Below are 17,347 nucleotides of genomic sequence, written 5' to 3'. Positions count from 1 at the left end.
GTCGGTAATAACAATATAACAATTAAAGCTAGGACAGCGGCTGAGCGGGTTTGCTGGGCTCGTTTATTGTGACGTTTACATTACCGGAGTGTTCCTATGGAACTAGATCCTCTCATCCTATCGCGAATCCAGTTCGCGTTTGTCGTGTCATTTCACGCCATTTTCCCGGTGTTTACCATCGGCCTCGCTTCCTATATTGCTGTACTTGAGGGGCTTTCGTTCAAAACGAAAAACCCGGTATGGATGAAGCTTTCTTCGTTCTGGACCAAGGTGTTTGCCGTGGTCTTTGGTATGGGTGTTGTCTCCGGCATTGTGATGTCGTTCCAGTTCGGTACCAACTGGAGTAACTTTGCCCAGGCTTCGGCTAACTTTCTCGGCCCAATGCTGAGCTATGAGGTCATTACGGCCTTTTTTCTCGAAGCTGCTTTTCTCGGCGTGCTACTTTTCGGTCGGGATCGTGTTCCTGCGGGTGTTCACCTGTTTGCGGCAGTTATGGTCGCGACCGGCACTTTCATCTCTTCGTTCTGGATTCTTTCAGCAAACAGCTGGATGCACACCCCTGCCGGCACTGAACTGCGGGACGGCGTGTTCTTCGTAACCTCCTGGAGCGAGGCGATCTTTAACCCGTCCTTCAAGTACCGTTTTGCGCACATGGTTATGGCCTCTTTCCTTACTGGCGGCTTCGTCGTCGCTGGCGTCAGCGCCTGGTATTTGCTGAAGGGGCGTGAAGTAGAAGCCAATCGCAAGGCACTCTCAATGTGTCTGTGGTTACTCTTGTTTCTTGCCCCCACGCAAGCGGTCGTTGGTGATTTTCACGGGCTTAATACCCTTGAGCACCAGCCCATGAAAGTGGCCGCAATGGAGGGCAACTGGGAAACCTCACGGAATGTTCCCTTACTGTTATTTGCCATTCCTGATCAGGAAAACCAGACTAACCTTTTCGAAATCGGTATTCCGGGCGTCGCCAGTCTCATTCTGACGCATGACTGGAATGGCGAAGTGCCAGGCCTTGAGGAGGTTTCAGTAGAGGAGCAGCCGCCTGTGGCCATTGTGTTCTGGTCGTTCCGGGTTATGGTTGGTCTCGGGTTGCTGATGATCCTGTTCGCTATTGTGGGTCTGGCACTGCGGGTTGGCGATCGTTTCTGGCGAACCCGCTGGTTCCTTCAGGGGATGCGTTTTATGAGCGTTACGCCCTTCATTGCCGTGCTCGCGGGCTGGTTTGTGACCGAGATTGGTCGTGGGCCGTGGCTGGTGTACGGCATGATGACCCAGGCGGAAGCGGTAACACCTTCGCTCACCGGCGGCATGGCACTCTTCACTCTGATTGGTTATGTGGTGGTTTACTCTCTGGTGTTCTCAGCCGGCGTTTATTACTTGATGCGCGTGCTCTACGTAGGGCTTGAGGTTGATTACGACGAAGCGCCGGAACAGGCCGAGCGGCCAAAGCGCCCCCTCTCTGCCAGCCATGTGCCTTTTGAAATGCATGAAGACTCGAAATCCAATCCAGCCAGCCAGGGAGATCACTGATTATGGAACACTTTGATCTTGTTTTGATCTGGGCATTTATCATCGGTTTTGGCGTCATCATGTATGTGTTGATGGACGGCTTCGATCTGGGGGTGGGAATTCTGTTCCCCTTCGCCCCGTCGGAGCAGGATCGGGATACGATGATGAACACTGTTGCGCCTGTGTGGGACGGCAATGAAACCTGGCTGGTGCTCGGCGGGGCGGGGCTTCTGGGAGCCTTCCCGTTGGTTTACAGCATTTTGCTGCCGGCGTTGTACATCGGTGTTTTCCTGATGTTGTCTGGCCTGATTTTCCGTGGCATTGCATTCGAGTTCCGCTTCAAGGCGCGCAGCTCGCGATATCTGTGGAACTGGGCGTTCGCCGGAGGCTCCACCTTGGCCGCGTTCGCCCAAGGCGTAGTCGTCGGAACCTATATTCAGGGCTATGAAACCGCTAATGGCGTTTTCACCGGCGGCGCTTTTGACTGGCTTACGCCCTTTAGTGTGCTGACAGGCCTCGGGCTTATTGCGGGCTACGCTTTGTTGGGCTCTACCTGGCTGATTATGAAAACCGAAGGTCGCTTGCAGGATTGGGCTTACAGGGTCACCCTGCCCCTGCTCGTCGCGGTGCTTGTGGTCTTCGGTATCATCAGCGTGTGGACCCCGTTCATTGACGATATGGTGCGAGACCGCTGGTTCAGCAACCTGAGTGTAATCTGGGTGCTGCCAGTACTGACTCTGTTGTGCGCGTTCCAGATTTTCCGGGCTGTGCGTAACCGTATGGAAGGCATGCCATTTGTGGCCACCATGGGGCTGTTTATAACCACCTATCTGGGGCTTATTGTCAGCCGCTGGCCGTATCTTGTGCCGCCTGATTATACGGTGTGGGATGCGGCCTCGGCTTACAACTCGCAGATGTTCCTGCTGATAGGCCTGGTGATTGTTATTCCTTTTGTACTGGCTTACACAGCCTGGACCTACTGGGTTTTCCGGGGCAAGGTACGTGCCGGCGAGGGCTATCACTAAGTGACCGAATTGCAGGTTGAGAGCGGTGCTGTAAAGCGCTGGCTCTCGGGGCTTGCCAGCGGAAACCGGCGTTGGATTCAGGGCTCGGTTGCTGCCGGCACCTTTGCTGGTATTGCTACCATCGTTCAGATGATATTTCTGGCCCGAATTGTTCATCTTGGTGTGATCGAAAAAGCGTCATCATCAGTGCTGGCGCCGCTTTTTACCGGGCTTGTTCTGGCAATCGTATTTCGTGCGGTTGCCCAAGGCGTTCAGACCCATCTCGCCGCACGATGCAGTGAACAGGTGCGCCGCACCGCCCGTAGGCAGATTCACCAGCACTGGCGCCACCGCGGCCCCCTCCTACTTGGCCAAACGTCTGCAGGAAGCTTGGCGCGGGAGTGGATTGACCACGTTGATGCTCTGCATGGCTACTTCGCCCGCTTCCTTCCCCAGATGGCGCTGTCTCTTATCGTGCCTTTGATAATTCTGGTACTTGTGTTCTATCTCGACTGGCTCGCAGGAATTTTCCTGCTTCTTTCAGCTCCGCTTATTCCTTTGTTTATGGCGCTCGTTGGTATGGGTGCAGAGAAGCTGAACCAACAGCACTTCGAGACTATCAGCCGGCTCTCTGGCCAATTCCTGGATAAGGTTCGAGGGCTGACCACGTTACAGCTGTTCGGGCAAACTGACGGCGCTGCGGAGTTGATCCAGCAAAGGTCAGATCACTACCGCAGGATTACGCTGAAAACCCTTCGTGTTGCGTTTCTATCATCGGCGGTTCTGGAGTTTTTCGCTTCCGTTGCCATCGCCGTAATAGCCATCTACATCGGTTTTGGTCTTCTGGGGTATATCACCTATGGGCCATCCTCCGATCTCACGCTGTTTTCCGGCCTGTTGATTCTGCTGCTTGCGCCAGAGTTCTTTCAGCCGTTGCGCACGCTTTCCCAGTGCTATCATGACCGCGCTGCTGCTCTCGGCGCTGGCGCAGAGATTCTGGCAAGGCTTGGTGATGAGCCAGCACCCAATCCTTTGGCGGGCGCTACCGAAGACACAATCGACAAACGGCTTTCAGTCAGCAACCCGCTTACGCACCGAGAGTCGGTTGAACTGAATTCTGTATCGCTTGCTCTCCGCGCTGACCATCCAATACTCAGAGATGTCTCGCTGAGCATTCGCAAAGGCGAGGTTATTGCTCTCACCGGCCCCTCCGGTAGTGGCAAGTCCACCCTATTGCATCTTTTGGCGGGTTTTCTTACGCCGGATAACGGCAACATCGATCTATTTGGCAAACAGGCTGGAAGCTTCGCCTTTGGCTGGCTCGGCCAGAGTGGTTTTCTCGTTCACGGAACCTGGGCCGATAACCTTCGGCTCACCAGCCCGGATGTATCCGATGTGGCTATTGAAACCGCGCTGCGTAATGTCGGTCTTGGCCCTCTGCTGGATAGTCGTAAGGAAGGTATTTTCAGCACGGTTTCTGAGGATGGCCAGGGGCTTTCCGGAGGCCAGGCACGACGCTTGAGCCTGGCGAGAATTTTCGTGGCGGATTACGACGTGATTCTTCTAGATGAACCCACCGCCGGTCTCGACAGCGACAGTGAAATCTTTGTGCTGGAGGCGCTGCACAAGCTGGCTCTGGCGGGCAAAACGCTCATTTTCTCCACCCATCACTACGCGCTTCTGGCTTTGGCTAACCGGGTGCTTTTGGTCTCCGGCGGGGAGGTGACAGATGTCTGAACTAAAACCCTGGCTGAAGCTGATCTCTGCACGCCCTGGAAGGCTTTGTATCGGCGCCTTGTTGATGCTGGCCGCCCTGCTCTCCGGTCTTGGGCTGTTGGCGCTCTCTGGCTGGTTTATCACTGAAACAGCACTGGTTGGCCTTCTGCTTGCGGCCAGCCTGCCGGCCACCATCAACTTGTATGTACCTGGCGGCGGTATACGTTTTTTTGCAGTTTCCCGTACGGTCTCCCGTTATCTGGAGCGGTTGTATAATCACGATACAGTGTTGAGGCTTTTAACCGATATTCGTGTCGCCCTGTTTCGCGAACTGGCCTCTGTTGGCCGTGTTCGAAGGCGCGAGCTAACAGGTGCGCAGTGGCTGTCGCGCCTGACCAATGATGTTGACGCGCTGGATACCCTCTACCTGCGCCTGATTGCACCTGCCGCACTTGCTGCTTTTGTCACCTTACTTGTAATTGTTCTGCCAGCGGTGCTTTTTAATAGTGCGATCGCTAGCGGAATCGCGCTGATACTTGGAGTCGCATTTCTGTTGGCGACGCTGGCTGTTTATCTGCGTACCGCAAAGGTCACATCACGCCAGAGTGATCAGCAAGAATCGTTGCGCACTGCAGTTATTGAACATCTGGAGGGTTTTGCCGAACTGACCGCCGCCGGCCGCACCGGCAAACACGGTGCATGGCTTCTGCGTCAGGCACACCAGTCCTCATCCCAGCAGGTTAAGGCAGATTGCCGCATTGGCTGGCATCAAGCTGGTTCGAATTTGCTGATTAATCTGGCCGCAGTGTTTGCGCTTTGGAGCGGTTTTGCTTTGTTTCGCTCGGGCGAGATTTCCGGGCCGGTTCTGGTTTTAATACCTATTGCGCTGCTTGGGCTCGCTGAAGTCTACGGCATGCTGCCGGAAGCTTTTGGCAAGCTGGGTGCTACGCAAGCTTCTGCCGCACGCCTGAATCGGGATTGCAGGGAAGATGCTTTCAGTGTTGCTGCAGCGACCACTGTCCTGCCTGAAGGTGCCGCCCTTGTGGCAAATGATCTTGCGGTTAAATATCCTGAAAACGCACCGCTTTTCACGCACTTTGATCTTCAGGTAAAAACAGGCGAGCGCGTGGGTATTTTGGGACATTCCGGAAGTGGCAAATCCTCCCTGGCAGACGTTTTTTCGGGGCTTTTGATGCCTTCAAGTGGTGCCTGCGCCAATCTGCCGTGCGCCTATCTCACCCAGCAAACCGTGTTGTTCGAAGATACCTTGAGGGCCAATCTGTTACTGGCTTCACCCAGTGCCACCGATGCGGAACTTTGGCGGATTCTGGAGAGGGTTGATTTGGCTGAGCGGTTTCGTTCGGAGGGAGATCAGCTCGATACCTGGCTCGGGAGTTCGGGTAGCCGGCTGTCCGGCGGCGAGGCGCGACGTGTTGCCCTTGCCCGGGTGCTTCTGAGCCCTGCCCCTCTGTTGGTGCTGGACGAGCCGTTTACCGGGGTGGATAGGGTCACAAGAGAAAAGATTACCCTGCAAATAGATGCCTGGCTTGAAGGCAAAACAGTTATCAGCCTGGCACACGCGCCGGATGCCCTGCCGGGCACCGACCGCGTGGTTCAGCTGGGGCTTTAAACCATCACCGTTAGCGGGTTTCAACCACCTCAAACGTCAGACCTGCTTTGCTGGTCAGGCGCTCCAGTAATTTGTCGTTCAGCACTGATGCCGGTGTCCAGAAACCGCCGGCTTGATCAGCCGGGATGTCGAACGCAAGGCACATGCCGGCTTCGCCAAGCATTTTGCTGGTGGAGCCGTAGCCCGGGTCCGCATCACCGGTCACTTTCGTGATCATGGTTTTGCCATCCTGGGTGCGCCCTACAAAGCGCAAATCATAGAAGCCTGCTTTCTGGGCTTCCGGCGTGGGGCCTTCACCCGGCTGGGGTACAAACCTTTCAACCAACCAGCGCGATGGTTTGATAGCAGAGGCTGTGAAAAAGCCTGCCAGTGCGGCGGTAATGCCGTAAGCCGTCAGGCGGCCTTTGGTGCCTGTGCCCGTCATCATGGCTTCGTCGTAAGTGAATTCCTTGCCGTAGCGGGCGCTTTGCATCGCGTTAGAGCGATGTACAACGCGGGTGTTGATTGAGCTCATTACAAACGGGGCGAGCCACACGTTAAATGTTTTGTCGAATTCTGCGCCCTTCAGGCTTGGCTGGCGCACCGTTGAGCGGTGCTCCGGCGGGCAGATAGAGAACGGGTTGGCCAGTTCTTTACGCAGTTTCGGATCTGCTGCGGCTTCTTTGGCGATGTTCATCATTGAAGCAACGGTGCCGCCGGAAAGACCGCCTTTCGCAACTTTTACGCGCATGCGTACATCAAGGCAGGGCTCACCAAATGTCTTTTCAGCTTGCTGTTGCAGGAACCATACGCCCATATCCGATGGTATGGAGTCAAAACCGCAGCAATGCACAATTCTTGCACCCGATTTCTTGGCCTGATCTTCATAGCGATCCACCATACGTCGAATCCACTGCACTTCGCCGGTCAGATCGCAGTAGTCGGTGCCTGTTTCTACACAGGCTTTAACCAGAGGCTCACCATACAAAGCGTAGGGGCCAACCGTTGAGATAACCACACGGGTTTGCTCACACATTGTTTTCAGCGCATCGTCATCGGTTGCATCCGCCAGAATGATCGGCAGTTCACTCGCGTTGGCCCCCAGGCCGGATTTAAGCTCGGCGAGCTTGGATTCAGAACGCCCGGCAATGGCCCAGGTTACTTCGCCTGCAACACCGCACGAATCGAACAAATATTGCGTAAGTATCTGGCCAACGAAGCTGGTAGCGCCGAAGACAACCAGGTCGTAGGTTGTTTCTGTTGATTTAGTCATTGCCTGTCCTTTTATTTAAGGAATGTCGATTTTGGCTAAGCGCACGTTGAAGCGCGCAAAAAAGTCGCAATAGACCGATCTTAACAGCTTTGCACCCCGGTTCTACCTTCACTCTGACAACGCAGTTGACGTCGTCACGGCCAATCGCACAGCCCGGCGTATCAGGCACACTGTTAAGCATCGATTTACTGGATTCCCGGAGATATGAATTGACCACTTTCCTCCTGATACTCAGCCTGCTTCTTACAGTGTTCAGCAGCCTTCTGTGTTGGCAAGTTATCGAACAGCGTAAAACTATCACCCGGTTGATGACTCAGACGATGGACAACGATCAGCAGTTTCACCTTGAGAGAGAGCCGGACCTGATCCTTACGCTGAAAGTACTGAATCCGATTGCTGTGGCAAAGCGTGAATCCCGTTCTGCCCGCGTTCTGGCAGACAAATTCCCCGTGATGATTCGAAAAATGGTTTACCAGGGAGTCATGAAAGAGCTGGAAGAAGAGATGGTAGAGCGTGGAATTGACGTGGAAATGCACATTGAGTATCGATAGGACAACCGCACTATGACTACTCAGCTCGCCGTCTCTGTTTTCCTGCTATTGATAGCCGCCGGGGGTTTGAGCTACGCATTCCTGGAGCTTCAGCGCTCCAACACTCTGGTAAGAGCACTGAACTCACATCGCATCGCCACTAACAGCGCAATTCAGAAACGCCGTATGGATTTCTACGAAGTTCGCAACCGGGCAAAGCTACTTGAAGACACCGTGGCCGGTGGTGCCAGCGCAGTTGAAAAAATGCACAGGCTGATTTCAAATACGACGTTCAGCCTCGTGGATCATCTCTCAAAAGACGACGAATTCCGGCAGAGCGCCCGTAAGGCCCGTGAAACCCATGACCATACCAGCAAACAGGTTTACCACGCTGTGCGAACCACCAATAAAGCAATTCACATTCTGGCAGACACACTGTTTATCAGTAAGGCCGAAAAAAAGGTGATATCGAGAAACGGTAAGCATAAAAAGCCAACAGAGAGCGATCAGTAACCAAAGCCGCGTGTCAGTTCTTTTTTATGCGCCTGAGTATGACATCAACGGTAACGGTAAGTGACTCAATTTGTGCTGCACGGGCCAAGCCCTCTGCATTGGCGCGATAGAGATGCGGTGTCATAGCCAGCAGATCGGCAATGGAGTCCTTGTCGGGCAGCGTCAGAGCGTAACGAATAACGGATGTATCGAGGTTCGTGAACCCGTCAGGCATCACTTTCTGATCTGGCCTTGGTGCCCGCAGTTCCGGATAAATGATTTCCCGTAGCTCACGAAGATGGTCTACCCCGGCATCCATCTGGACGATCTCACCGCCTGATTTCAGCACTCGCGCGAACTCCGGATACACCGGGAAACCGAACAGGCACAGAATGCGATCCAGTGTTTCCGGCATTGCAGGCAGGTTGGCATTGCTCCCGACAACCCAGGCAGGGCTCTTGTCCTGTTTTGCCGCCGATAATATGGCCCACTTGGATATATCCAGCCCCACTAGGGCAAGATCTACTGTTTCCGGTGCGCTGTGAGCGAGTTGGCGCAAGTAATACCCCTCCCCGCAACCCGCATCCAGACAGTTTATGGAAGATTCACTGAACTCTTCGTGGAACACTGCGCGGTTGATAGCGTCTGCGAGCGGTTGATAAAACCCCGAACTCAAAAAGCGTTGGCGCGCTGCCACCATTTGTTTGTTGTCACCAGGATCTTTGGAGCGTTTATTTTGCACAGGCAGCAGATGAACATAACCCTGGCGGGCAATGTCGAAGCTATGGCCGTCAGCACAGCGCCAACTCCTGTCAGTGATCCGCAACGCAGAACCGTCGAGTGGGCAAGCAAGAGCTTCAAACGGGCTTATCGTCATTGCAATATATCCGGTAGAAAAAAATGCATGCGGGTTTGCTTCAACAGTTATGTATCTGCAACAAAAAAGACACCCGAAGGTGCCTTTTTCGTTGCCTGACAAAACGTTACAGGACTTTCTTCAGCTCTTCTTCAAGTTGCGGTACTGCTTCAAACAGATCCGCAACCAGGCCGTAGTCAGCAACCTGGAAGATCGGCGCTTCTTCATCCTTGTTGATCGCAACGATCACCTTGGAATCCGACATGCCGGCCAGATGCTGAATGGCGCCGGAAATACCTACCGCTACATACAGCTGAGGCGCAACAATCTTACCGGTCTGGCCTACCTGCATGTCGTTCGGCACAAAGCCTGCATCGACGGCGGCACGTGAGGCTCCCATACCGGCACCCAGCAGATCAGCAACCTGCTCCAGCATCTTGAAGTTCTCGCCGTTCTGCATGCCACGACCACCGGAGATAACAATACCGGCACTGGCCAGATCCGGACGGTCAGACTTGGCTTTTTCCTCGCCAACGAACGAAGACAGGCCGGCGTCTTTCACAACGTCTACCTGTTCAACGGAAGCAGAGCCACCTTCAGCGGCGACCGGGTCGAAACCTGTCGGGCGTACGGTGATGACCTTGATGCTGTCGCTGGCCTTGACCGTTGCGATAGCGTTACCGGCGTAAATCGGGCGAACAAAGGTGTCTTCAGACTCGACGCGGATAATGTCGGATACCTGGGCAACGTCCAGCAGCGCTGCAACACGCGGCATGAAATCCTTACCCGTGGTACCGGCAGCGGCCAGAATGTGGCTGTAGCCTTTACCCACTTCAGCAACCAGCTCACCCAGGTTCTCACCCAGAAAGTGGCCGTAAACCGCATTGTCAGCAACCAGGACCTTTGCAACACCGTCAGCCTTGGCTGCAGCTTCAGCAACGGCACCACAGTTTTCACCGGCAACCAGTACATCGATATCGCCGCCGATGGCTTTGGCAGCCGCTACAACACTCAGGGTCGCCTGCTTCAGGCTGCTGTTGTCGTGTTCAGCAATTACAAGGATGCTCATCAGATCACCTTCGCTTCATTCTTCAGTTTATCGACCAGCTCGGCAACATCAGCCACTTTAACACCTGCCTGACGGGCAGCCGGTGCTTCAACTTTCAAAGTGGTCAGGCGCGGCTTGATTTCAACACCAAGGTCAGCGGCGCTCATGACATCGAGCGGCTTTTTCTTGGCTTTCATGATGTTTGGCAAAGACGCATAGCGCGGCTCGTTCAAACGCAGGTCTGTGGTTACGACCGCAGGCAGGTTCAGGGAAACGGTCATAAGACCACCATCTACCTCGCGGGTAACATTTACTTTTTCGCCATCAACAACCACTTCTGACGCGAAAGTGCCTTGGGCCATGCCGGTCAGTGCGGCCAACATCTGGCCTGTCTGATTGTTATCAGAGTCGATGGACTGTTTGCCGAGAATGACGAGTTTTGGCTCTTCCTTCTCAACAACGGCCTTCAGCAATTTGGCCGCCTCAAGAGACTGAACTTCCTCATCAGATTCAATGTGGATGCCACGGTCGGCGCCCAGCGCCAGTGCAGTACGAATCTGCTCCTGACAGGCCTTGGGACCAATGGAAACCACGACGATTTCGCTGGCAACACCCTTTTCCTTCAGGCGAACCGCTTCTTCAACAGCGATTTCACAGAATGGGTTCATTGCCATTTTGACGTTGGCAAGATCAACACCAGTGTTATCCGGCTTGACGCGTACCTTTACGTTGTAGTCGATTACTCGTTTTACAGCGACCAGAACCTTCATAGATTCCTCGTTCTTCTACGATGGGTTAATGACTCTCAACCAAAAACACTCTAAGACAGGCCCTGTATAGGCGGGTTACAGAGCATTTTCGATTGCTTCGTCTCGGCAAGATACCGGAATTATGGGTATTCAGGCCGAACGTTACAAACAGCGGCCTCGCACTGGGGCCATCCGTCACGGCGCACTAATACTGAAGGCAAAGACCAGGTGGGTCAATAGTCCAATTAGACGCCCCACGCATGTTCCTCAGGCCAATCAGGCTTTATTACAGCACCGAACCACAATGCCAAAGCTACGGTCAGATTTCAAACAAACGTTTGTTTGATTCTATTAATACGCTATCCTTTAATTGTATAAAATCGGAGTATTCGGCTATGGGTAGTCGTCTGAGTTTGCTTTTAACGGTATGATGATGCACCAGAATTCAAGCCTGCGGGCACATAATATCCATTAAAGATGTTTGAGGAGACCAACGTGGAACGCGAATCGATGGAATTTGATGTTCTTATCGTCGGCGGCGGCCCTGCTGGCTTGTCGGCAGCGTGCCGAGTTATGCAGTTGGCACAAGAAGCCGGCGAAGAGCTGACCGTATGTGTAGTGGAGAAAGGTTCTGAGATCGGTGCGCATATCCTGGCCGGTACTGTATTTGAGCCTACCGCCCTTAACGAGCTTTTTCCGGACTGGAAAGAGAAAGGCGCACCGCTGAATACGCCAGTTACCCGAGACGATATTTTCCTGCTGAAAAATCAGGAAAAAGCTACGAAGATTCCGAACGCCTTTGTGCCCAAGAACATGCACAACCACGGCAATTATATTATCAGCCTTGGTAACCTTTGCCGCTGGCTTGCCGAGCAGGCTGAAGCGCTAGGCGTTGAAGTTTATCCGGGCTTTGCTGCAGCCGAGACCATCATCGAAGACGGTCAGGTGAAAGGCATTCTGACCGGAGATATGGGTGTCGCTCGCGACGGCTCCGAAAAAGAAGGCTATATGCCAGGCATGGAGCTGCGCGCAAAGTACACGCTGTTCTCGGAAGGCTGTCGTGGGCACCTGGGTAAGCGCCTGATCAGTGAATTCAAACTGGATGAAGGCAAAGACCCCCAGCACTACGGCATTGGTATTAAAGAACTGTGGGACATCGACCCGGCCAAGCATGAGCCTGGACTGGTTGTTCACACCACCGGTTGGCCTCTGAATGAAAGCGGCTCCACTGGCGGATCGTTCCTTTATCACCTTGAGAACGGCCAGGTTTATGTGGGTCTGATTTCAGATCTTTCCTACAGCAATCCACACTTGAGCCCGTTCGAAGAATTCCAGCGCCTGAAATTGCATCCGGAAGTCCGTCAGTATCTGGAAGGCGGCAAACGTGTGTCCTACGGCGCTCGTGCACTGACCAAGGGTGGCTACAATGCTCTGCCGAAAATGAGCTTCCCGGGTGGTTTACTGCTGGGTTGTGACGCCGGCACCTTGAACAGCTCCAAGATCAAAGGCTCACATACTGCGATGAAATCCGGTCTGCTAGGCGCAGAAGCCGTGTTTGAAGCTCTGAAAAGTGGCCAGTCTGGCGAGGAAATTACCAGCTTTGGTGATCGCTTCAAGGAAAGTTGGCTCTACAAAGAGCTGTACGATGAGCGCAACTTTGGCCCAGGAATGCACAAGTTCGGCAACATCATCGGTGGTGCGATCGCGTACTTTGAGCAGAACATTCTGCACAGAAGCCTGCCGTTTACTCTCCGTGATCTGACGCCAGACTACGCGACGATGAAGCCGGCATCTGAGTGCAAAAAGATTAATTATCCGAAGCCGGATAACAAGCTGACCTTCGATCGCCTGACGTCGGTGTTTGTTTCCAACACCAACCACGCGGAAAATCAGCCGATTCATCTAAAGCTGACGGATCCCGATATTCCCATCGACGTAAACCTGCCGAAATACGATGAGCCTGCTCAGCGTTATTGCCCTGCCGGGGTTTATGAGGTGGTTGAGAAGGATGACGGAAGCGGTAAGCAATTCCAGATCAACGCGCAGAACTGTGTTCACTGCAAGACGTGTGACATCAAGGATCCTTCCCAGAATATTACCTGGGTAACGCCGGAAGGTGGCGGTGGACCGAACTACCCCAACATGTAGTTTCGGAATCAGGATCAAAAACGGCCCCGTGTGGGCCGTTTTTTTATGTCATTTATTCTATCAGTCATAAAAAAACGACTCCCGTGGGAGCCGTTTTCGATGACGCGTTAAAGCAACTTAGTGAGCGTGGCCGTGCTCTTGCTCTTCATCGGTCGCGTCACGAGCTTCGATAACCTCTACATCAAAGTGCAGAGTTTCGCCCGCCAATGGGTGGTTCGCGTCGATGGTAACGGTTTCTTCGTTCACTTCAACAACACGAACAACCTGAGGGCCGCCCGGAGTTTGTGCCTGGAACTGCATACCCGGCTCAATGGTTTCTACACCTTCGAAGGCAGTACGCGGAACGGGCTGAACCAGTTCTTCGTTGACTTCACCGTAGCCTTCAGCCGGCTCTACAGAAACCTTAACCTGGTCGCCTGCGCTCTTTTCATTCAGTGCACTTTCCAGTCCACCGATGATGTTCTGTGAACCTTCCAGATAAGACAACGGCTCACGACCTTCTCCGCGAGAGGAGTCCAGCTCTTCTCCCTGGTTGTTGGTGAGCGTGTAATGGATGGTAACAACGCGAGGTTGGGCCATGTGATCTCCTTGAGTGTCGCAATGACTGTTTGATTGATTAAGGGTAATCGAAAGTAATCATGAACAGCCAGACTGAACAGAGGGACTAACGACCACCGGGCCTCGTTTGAGAGCCAGGCTCGTAACAAGTATGAAAACACAGTTTAACAAGTGACATAATGTGTTTTCTACCGTCATTTCTGGGGGCACCCAAAAGCTTTTCAACCGCCCTGCCCGATTTTGTAGAAATTTCCGTGGCTGTATACGCCCAGTACTGGCTCTCCGCCGATGGTTTGCTCCACAACATGCTCCGCCAGGTCGTAATACGCGGCGGTCACCAGCCGGGCAACAACACCGTGGCGCACGCGAACTATGGGCCGGGGCTGCCCCGAGCCCTCATAGATATCGACTTCCAGAGGGTGCTCATTGCCAACTTCCAGGGTTTCTCCCACGTTGGTGATCAGCTTTATGACCTGCTGCTCGCCGCTCCCTTCAACTGTAAGGGAGTGGGCCAGCAAAGGCGTGTCCTCGACCTGAATTCGCCATTTCTCTACCGGTGTTACCAGGTAATATTGCTTGTCGTCCTCACGGCGAAGAATGGTTGAGAACAGCTTTATGATAGCTTCGCGGCCCAGTGGTTTACCCTTGTGAATCCACTGCCCATCACGACTTATGCGCAGATCCATGTCTCCGGATAGTTCCGGATGCCACTTATCAAGCGGTGGCTGATCGAGGTTCTTTGCGGTTTTATTAACTTGCTCGACTAGATTTTCCGGGCTCTGGCTCATATCTATGCTCCGCAAACCGGTTATTTACAACCCACGTTGCCATTCAGGCCGCAGTGGCACTGCGCCCGGGCTTGTGATGGCAAGATTAACCTGATCCAACAGCTTCTGTTTGTCGCGCCCCAGGTTTCCTTTCAGAACAAGGTAATTCGAGGCGTGGTCACTCCTGAACACCGTTCGCTCCAGATTCAGGTGTTCCAGAAACGTTCGAATCTCCTCAAACAAACCTTGCCGGGAAAGAGGCATGAAGTCCTCACCGAAACCTTCGCGAAAACGCTCTTCGCCCTGCGGAAAGCTTACCACCAGTGTAGACAGGTAGTCAGGCTGGGTTTCGTTGCACAAGGTTGCGGTGTTGATGGCATGCTGACGAGAGAGTGTTTCACCGCCCAGGCCATTGAGCACCATAACGGAACTGGTCAGGCCGGCTTCCCGGATTTTCAGCAGTGCTGACCGGGTTGATTCCCAGGTTTCCCCTTTGTTGATGCGCCGCAACACCTCGTCGTCCCCGGATTCCATGCCCACGTAAAGAATCTTCAGCCCGGCTTCGCGCAGCTGCGAGAGTTCTTCTACGGTTTTTTTGGCAAGGTTTCTGGGGAGGCAGTAACTGGACACTCGCTGCAGGTCCGGGAAGGCAGCGTTCAGCTCTGTAAGAACCTCCAGTAAACGCCGGGTTGGCAGGACCATGGCATCACCATCGGCCAGGAAAACCCGCTTTACACCGCCCAGGCTTTTTGCAGCATTCTCAATATCCTGGCGAACATCTTCCGGTTTACGGGCCCGGAATTTTTTCTGGGGCTGCGTGTACATTTCGCAGAAGGTGCATTTATTCCAGGAACAGCCATTTGTAACGGGCAGAATCAGTGATTTCGCCTCACTGGGAGGCCGAAAAACCGGTTCAACGTAATCAATAGGAAAGCTGTACATAATCTGTACTCAATCAATAGAAGTGACCCTGATCATCAATCAGGGTAAAAACTGGGTTTTCAAGTCTGCGCAGCCAGGGCCGACCACGGGCATATCAAGCACAACGGCTTGTGCCGTCATAAAAGGAATGCCGCGACGATGCCCGTCAACCAGCAGCGTTGCGAGGCTACCGACCAAGGGCATATGGGAGACAAGCATGAGCGGCGAATGCTGATTTTCCAGGAGGGCGTCCAGGCACAACCCGGGATCGTCTTCCGGCGTAATGAATGGTTTCTCTTCTACGGGGCAATTCAGGATCTCGGAAACAATCGCTGCCGTTTGTCTTGCACGAATATAAGGGCTGCTCCAGATTCGTACCGGACGCCAGGGTGAGGCGGCAATTTGAGCCGCACACTCCGCAACCTGGTGCCGGCCGGTTTCGGTGAGCGTGCGTTCCTGATCCAGCGAGTGCCAACCCGCTTCTCCGTGGCGCATAATGAGCAATTGCACAGCTAACCTCCGGTGGTGATTCCGTTACTCGGCGATTGTCCGTGGCAGAATGAACTCTACATCAGAGTTCTGCACAGACATCATAAGGCTATTGATGACTGCGGTGATGGAAGCACCTCCGTAGAGGATTTCATAAAGGCCGCGCACCAGAGGCATATATATGCCGATAGACTCTGCTTTCTCTTTAACCAGCTCAAGAGTATAGATCCCCTCTGCCACCTGGCCCAGTTCAGCGACCGCGTCATCCAGCTTCTGGCCTTGGCCAACGGCATAGCCAATCCTGAAGTTACGACTTTTTGACGAGGTGCAGGTGACGATAAGATCCCCTACGCCCGCCAGCCCCATAAAGGTCATAGGGTTAGCACCGAGACTTACAGCGAACCGACTCATTTCTGCCAGCCCTCGGGTAATCAACATTGCCTTGGCGTTTTCACCCATATTCAGAGCTGAGGCAAGACCAGCCACAATGGCATAAATGTTCTTGAGAGCTCCGGCGAGTTCCACTCCGTAAATGTCTACGTTGGCATAGACACGAAAATATTGGCAGCTAACCAGATCCTGAACGGTTCGGCGAACGTCCGGATCTTTTGCCGCAATAACGGTTGCGGTCAGGTCACGGCTCACAATCTCACTCGCCAGGTTTGGACCGCTCAATACGCCAATACGACAGCGGGGGATCTCTTCCTGAAGGATTTCGCTCATAAGCTTGAAACCATGAGCCTCAATGCCCTTGGTCAGGCTGACAACGATCTGCCCGTCCCGGAATTTACTGCTGTTTTCACGGATAACGGCGCGAAAGGCCTTGCTTGGAATAGCGACAAATACGAGCTCGGCTTTACCTACGGCGCTTGCAAAATCGGTGGTTGGCTGGATGTCGCCTTTAATCTCAACGCCAGGCATATAGCGGCTGTTTATGCCGGTTGTGCGGATTTCTTCAACCTGCGCCTCATCACGCATCCAGAAATGGACCCGGTGGCCGTTCTCCCCGAGTACTTTTGCCATGGCAGAACCAAAGCTACCTCCGCCGAGAACCGCTACATCGTGTACCGGCTCTTCGGCCCCGCTCGCGAGGGGATCATTTTTTTCAGGCATAGTTATTCCGTCTTTTTTTGAATCAGGTCTGTACCAGCGGGCCAGGGATTGTAAGCGCGGCGTCTCAGCCGGGCTCTTCACACTCCAGAGCGCGCACCAGATTCTTGAACTCTTCCCGGTTTTGCTTGTTCAGCCCCATAAGCACTTTATGGGCGGCCAGAACTCTGTCGCGAACGTCTTGCTCGCTTGCACGCAGCACGGGTATTTCTTCGAGTTCTTCAATACGGGAGGCTGGCTCGCGGACAATAATGAAGATTTTGTCGAAGCCCATGGAGGTGACAATACGGGTAATGTCCGGGTTGGTCGTAATCAGCGTAGGCAAAAAGTTGCTTTGCTTCTGGGCCGCCATCGCAATTTTAGCGATGAGTCCAAGAGTCGTGCTATCGATGATTTCGGTTTCAGTGAGATCAATCACCACGGTCTTGAACAGGGGGTCCAAGGTGATGGAATCAACCAGGTTATCCAGCGTACAGCAAAGGTTAAGCCGGATTTCTCCAATGAACTTCAGGACATAGATGCCCTGTTTTTCAGCCTGCAGAATTTTATAACCAGCCATGTCTCTCACACT

The 17,347-nt window shown here is 53.6% G+C and carries 17 protein-coding genes; 7 read left to right on the top strand and 10 right to left on the bottom strand.

Annotated elements, in window-relative coordinates:
• The first annotated feature begins 96 nt into the window (after positions 1-96).
• Genes FFI90_RS04940 through cydC form a run of 4 tightly spaced genes read left to right on the top strand, consistent with a single transcriptional unit; the run spans position 97 to position 5,856 of the window.
• The gene (locus FFI90_RS04940; protein WP_144776789.1) at positions 97-1,527 is read left to right on the top strand and encodes a cytochrome ubiquinol oxidase subunit I; all 1,431 of its coding nucleotides are present in this window, start codon (positions 97-99) and stop codon (positions 1,525-1,527) included.
• Between the two features lie 2 nt (positions 1,528-1,529).
• Positions 1,530-2,531: a cytochrome d ubiquinol oxidase subunit II gene (cydB, locus tag FFI90_RS04935; RefSeq protein WP_144776788.1), complete on the top strand. Its 1,002-nt coding sequence runs from the start codon at positions 1,530-1,532 to the stop codon at positions 2,529-2,531.
• A complete protein-coding gene (cydD, locus tag FFI90_RS04930) occupies positions 2,532-4,247 on the top strand; it encodes a thiol reductant ABC exporter subunit CydD (protein ID WP_144776787.1) in 1,716 nt (571 codons plus the stop codon).
• Positions 4,240-5,856: a thiol reductant ABC exporter subunit CydC gene (cydC, locus tag FFI90_RS04925; protein WP_144776786.1), complete on the top strand. Its 1,617-nt coding sequence runs from the start codon at positions 4,240-4,242 to the stop codon at positions 5,854-5,856. The genes cydD and cydC overlap by 8 nt, the downstream gene beginning before the upstream one ends.
• A gap of 10 nt (positions 5,857-5,866) precedes the next feature.
• Here the strand turns inward: cydC and FFI90_RS04920 are convergent, their stop codons facing one another.
• A complete protein-coding gene (locus FFI90_RS04920; RefSeq protein WP_144776785.1) occupies positions 5,867-7,108 on the bottom strand; it encodes a saccharopine dehydrogenase family protein in 1,242 nt (413 codons plus the stop codon).
• 209 nt (positions 7,109-7,317) lie between these two features.
• Between FFI90_RS04920 and FFI90_RS04915 the strand changes: the two genes are divergently transcribed.
• Positions 7,318-7,659: a hypothetical protein gene (locus tag FFI90_RS04915; RefSeq protein WP_144776784.1), complete on the top strand. Its 342-nt coding sequence runs from the start codon at positions 7,318-7,320 to the stop codon at positions 7,657-7,659.
• Between the two features lie 12 nt (positions 7,660-7,671).
• Positions 7,672-8,151, top strand: a complete 480-nt coding sequence (locus FFI90_RS04910) for a hypothetical protein (RefSeq protein WP_144776783.1) — start codon at positions 7,672-7,674, stop codon at positions 8,149-8,151.
• A gap of 13 nt (positions 8,152-8,164) precedes the next feature.
• Here FFI90_RS04910 and FFI90_RS04905 read toward each other — a convergent pair whose 3' ends face one another.
• The 3 genes from FFI90_RS04905 to FFI90_RS04895 all read right to left on the bottom strand — a co-directional run bounded on the left by FFI90_RS04905 (position 8,165) and on the right by FFI90_RS04895 (position 10,804).
• A complete protein-coding gene (locus tag FFI90_RS04905) occupies positions 8,165-9,007 on the bottom strand; it encodes a putative RNA methyltransferase (RefSeq protein ID WP_144776782.1) in 843 nt (280 codons plus the stop codon).
• Between the two features lie 106 nt (positions 9,008-9,113).
• Positions 9,114-10,055 (bottom strand): electron transfer flavoprotein subunit alpha/FixB family protein, encoded by a 942-nt coding sequence (locus FFI90_RS04900; RefSeq protein WP_144776781.1) that lies wholly within the window; start codon positions 10,053-10,055, stop codon positions 9,114-9,116.
• Positions 10,055-10,804, bottom strand: coding sequence for an electron transfer flavoprotein subunit beta/FixA family protein (locus FFI90_RS04895; protein ID WP_144776780.1), 750 nt, complete (start codon positions 10,802-10,804; stop codon positions 10,055-10,057). Before FFI90_RS04895 ends, FFI90_RS04900 begins: the two co-directional genes overlap by 1 nt.
• 474 nt (positions 10,805-11,278) lie before the next feature.
• Between FFI90_RS04895 and FFI90_RS04890 the strand changes: the two genes are divergently transcribed.
• Positions 11,279-12,931 carry an electron transfer flavoprotein-ubiquinone oxidoreductase gene (locus tag FFI90_RS04890; protein WP_144776779.1) on the top strand — a complete coding sequence of 551 codons (1,653 nt, stop codon included), beginning with the start codon at positions 11,279-11,281 and terminating at the stop codon, positions 12,929-12,931.
• 117 nt (positions 12,932-13,048) lie between these two features.
• On the opposite strand, the gene FFI90_RS04885 is transcribed toward FFI90_RS04890, so the two are convergent.
• The 6 genes from FFI90_RS04885 to FFI90_RS04860 all read right to left on the bottom strand — a co-directional run bounded on the left by FFI90_RS04885 (position 13,049) and on the right by FFI90_RS04860 (position 17,335).
• Positions 13,049-13,510, bottom strand: a complete 462-nt coding sequence (locus FFI90_RS04885; RefSeq protein WP_144776778.1) for an FKBP-type peptidyl-prolyl cis-trans isomerase — start codon at positions 13,508-13,510, stop codon at positions 13,049-13,051.
• Positions 13,511-13,710: 200 nt separating this feature from the next.
• Positions 13,711-14,277: a DUF1285 domain-containing protein gene (locus tag FFI90_RS04880; RefSeq protein ID WP_144776777.1), complete on the bottom strand. Its 567-nt coding sequence runs from the start codon at positions 14,275-14,277 to the stop codon at positions 13,711-13,713.
• Between the two features lie 24 nt (positions 14,278-14,301).
• Positions 14,302-15,198 carry a radical SAM protein gene (locus tag FFI90_RS04875; protein ID WP_144776776.1) on the bottom strand — a complete coding sequence of 299 codons (897 nt, stop codon included), beginning with the start codon at positions 15,196-15,198 and terminating at the stop codon, positions 14,302-14,304.
• A gap of 39 nt (positions 15,199-15,237) precedes the next feature.
• Positions 15,238-15,687 (bottom strand): phosphohistidine phosphatase SixA, encoded by a 450-nt coding sequence (gene sixA / locus FFI90_RS04870; RefSeq protein WP_144776775.1) that lies wholly within the window; start codon positions 15,685-15,687, stop codon positions 15,238-15,240.
• 24 nt (positions 15,688-15,711) lie between these two features.
• Complete coding sequence (locus FFI90_RS04865; protein ID WP_144776774.1) at positions 15,712-16,779, bottom strand: NAD(P)H-dependent glycerol-3-phosphate dehydrogenase; 1,068 nt, start codon at positions 16,777-16,779, stop codon at positions 15,712-15,714.
• Between the two features lie 64 nt (positions 16,780-16,843).
• Positions 16,844-17,335 carry an STAS domain-containing protein gene (locus FFI90_RS04860; RefSeq protein ID WP_144776773.1) on the bottom strand — a complete coding sequence of 164 codons (492 nt, stop codon included), beginning with the start codon at positions 17,333-17,335 and terminating at the stop codon, positions 16,844-16,846.
• Between the last annotated feature and the right edge of the window lie 12 nt (positions 17,336-17,347).

Source organism: Marinobacter maritimus, assembly GCF_007671675.1.
Lineage (GTDB): Bacteria > Pseudomonadota > Gammaproteobacteria > Pseudomonadales > Oleiphilaceae > Marinobacter > Marinobacter maritimus.
Note: the sequence above shows the minus strand (reverse complement) of the source record. Positions and strands in the feature narration are given on the sequence as shown.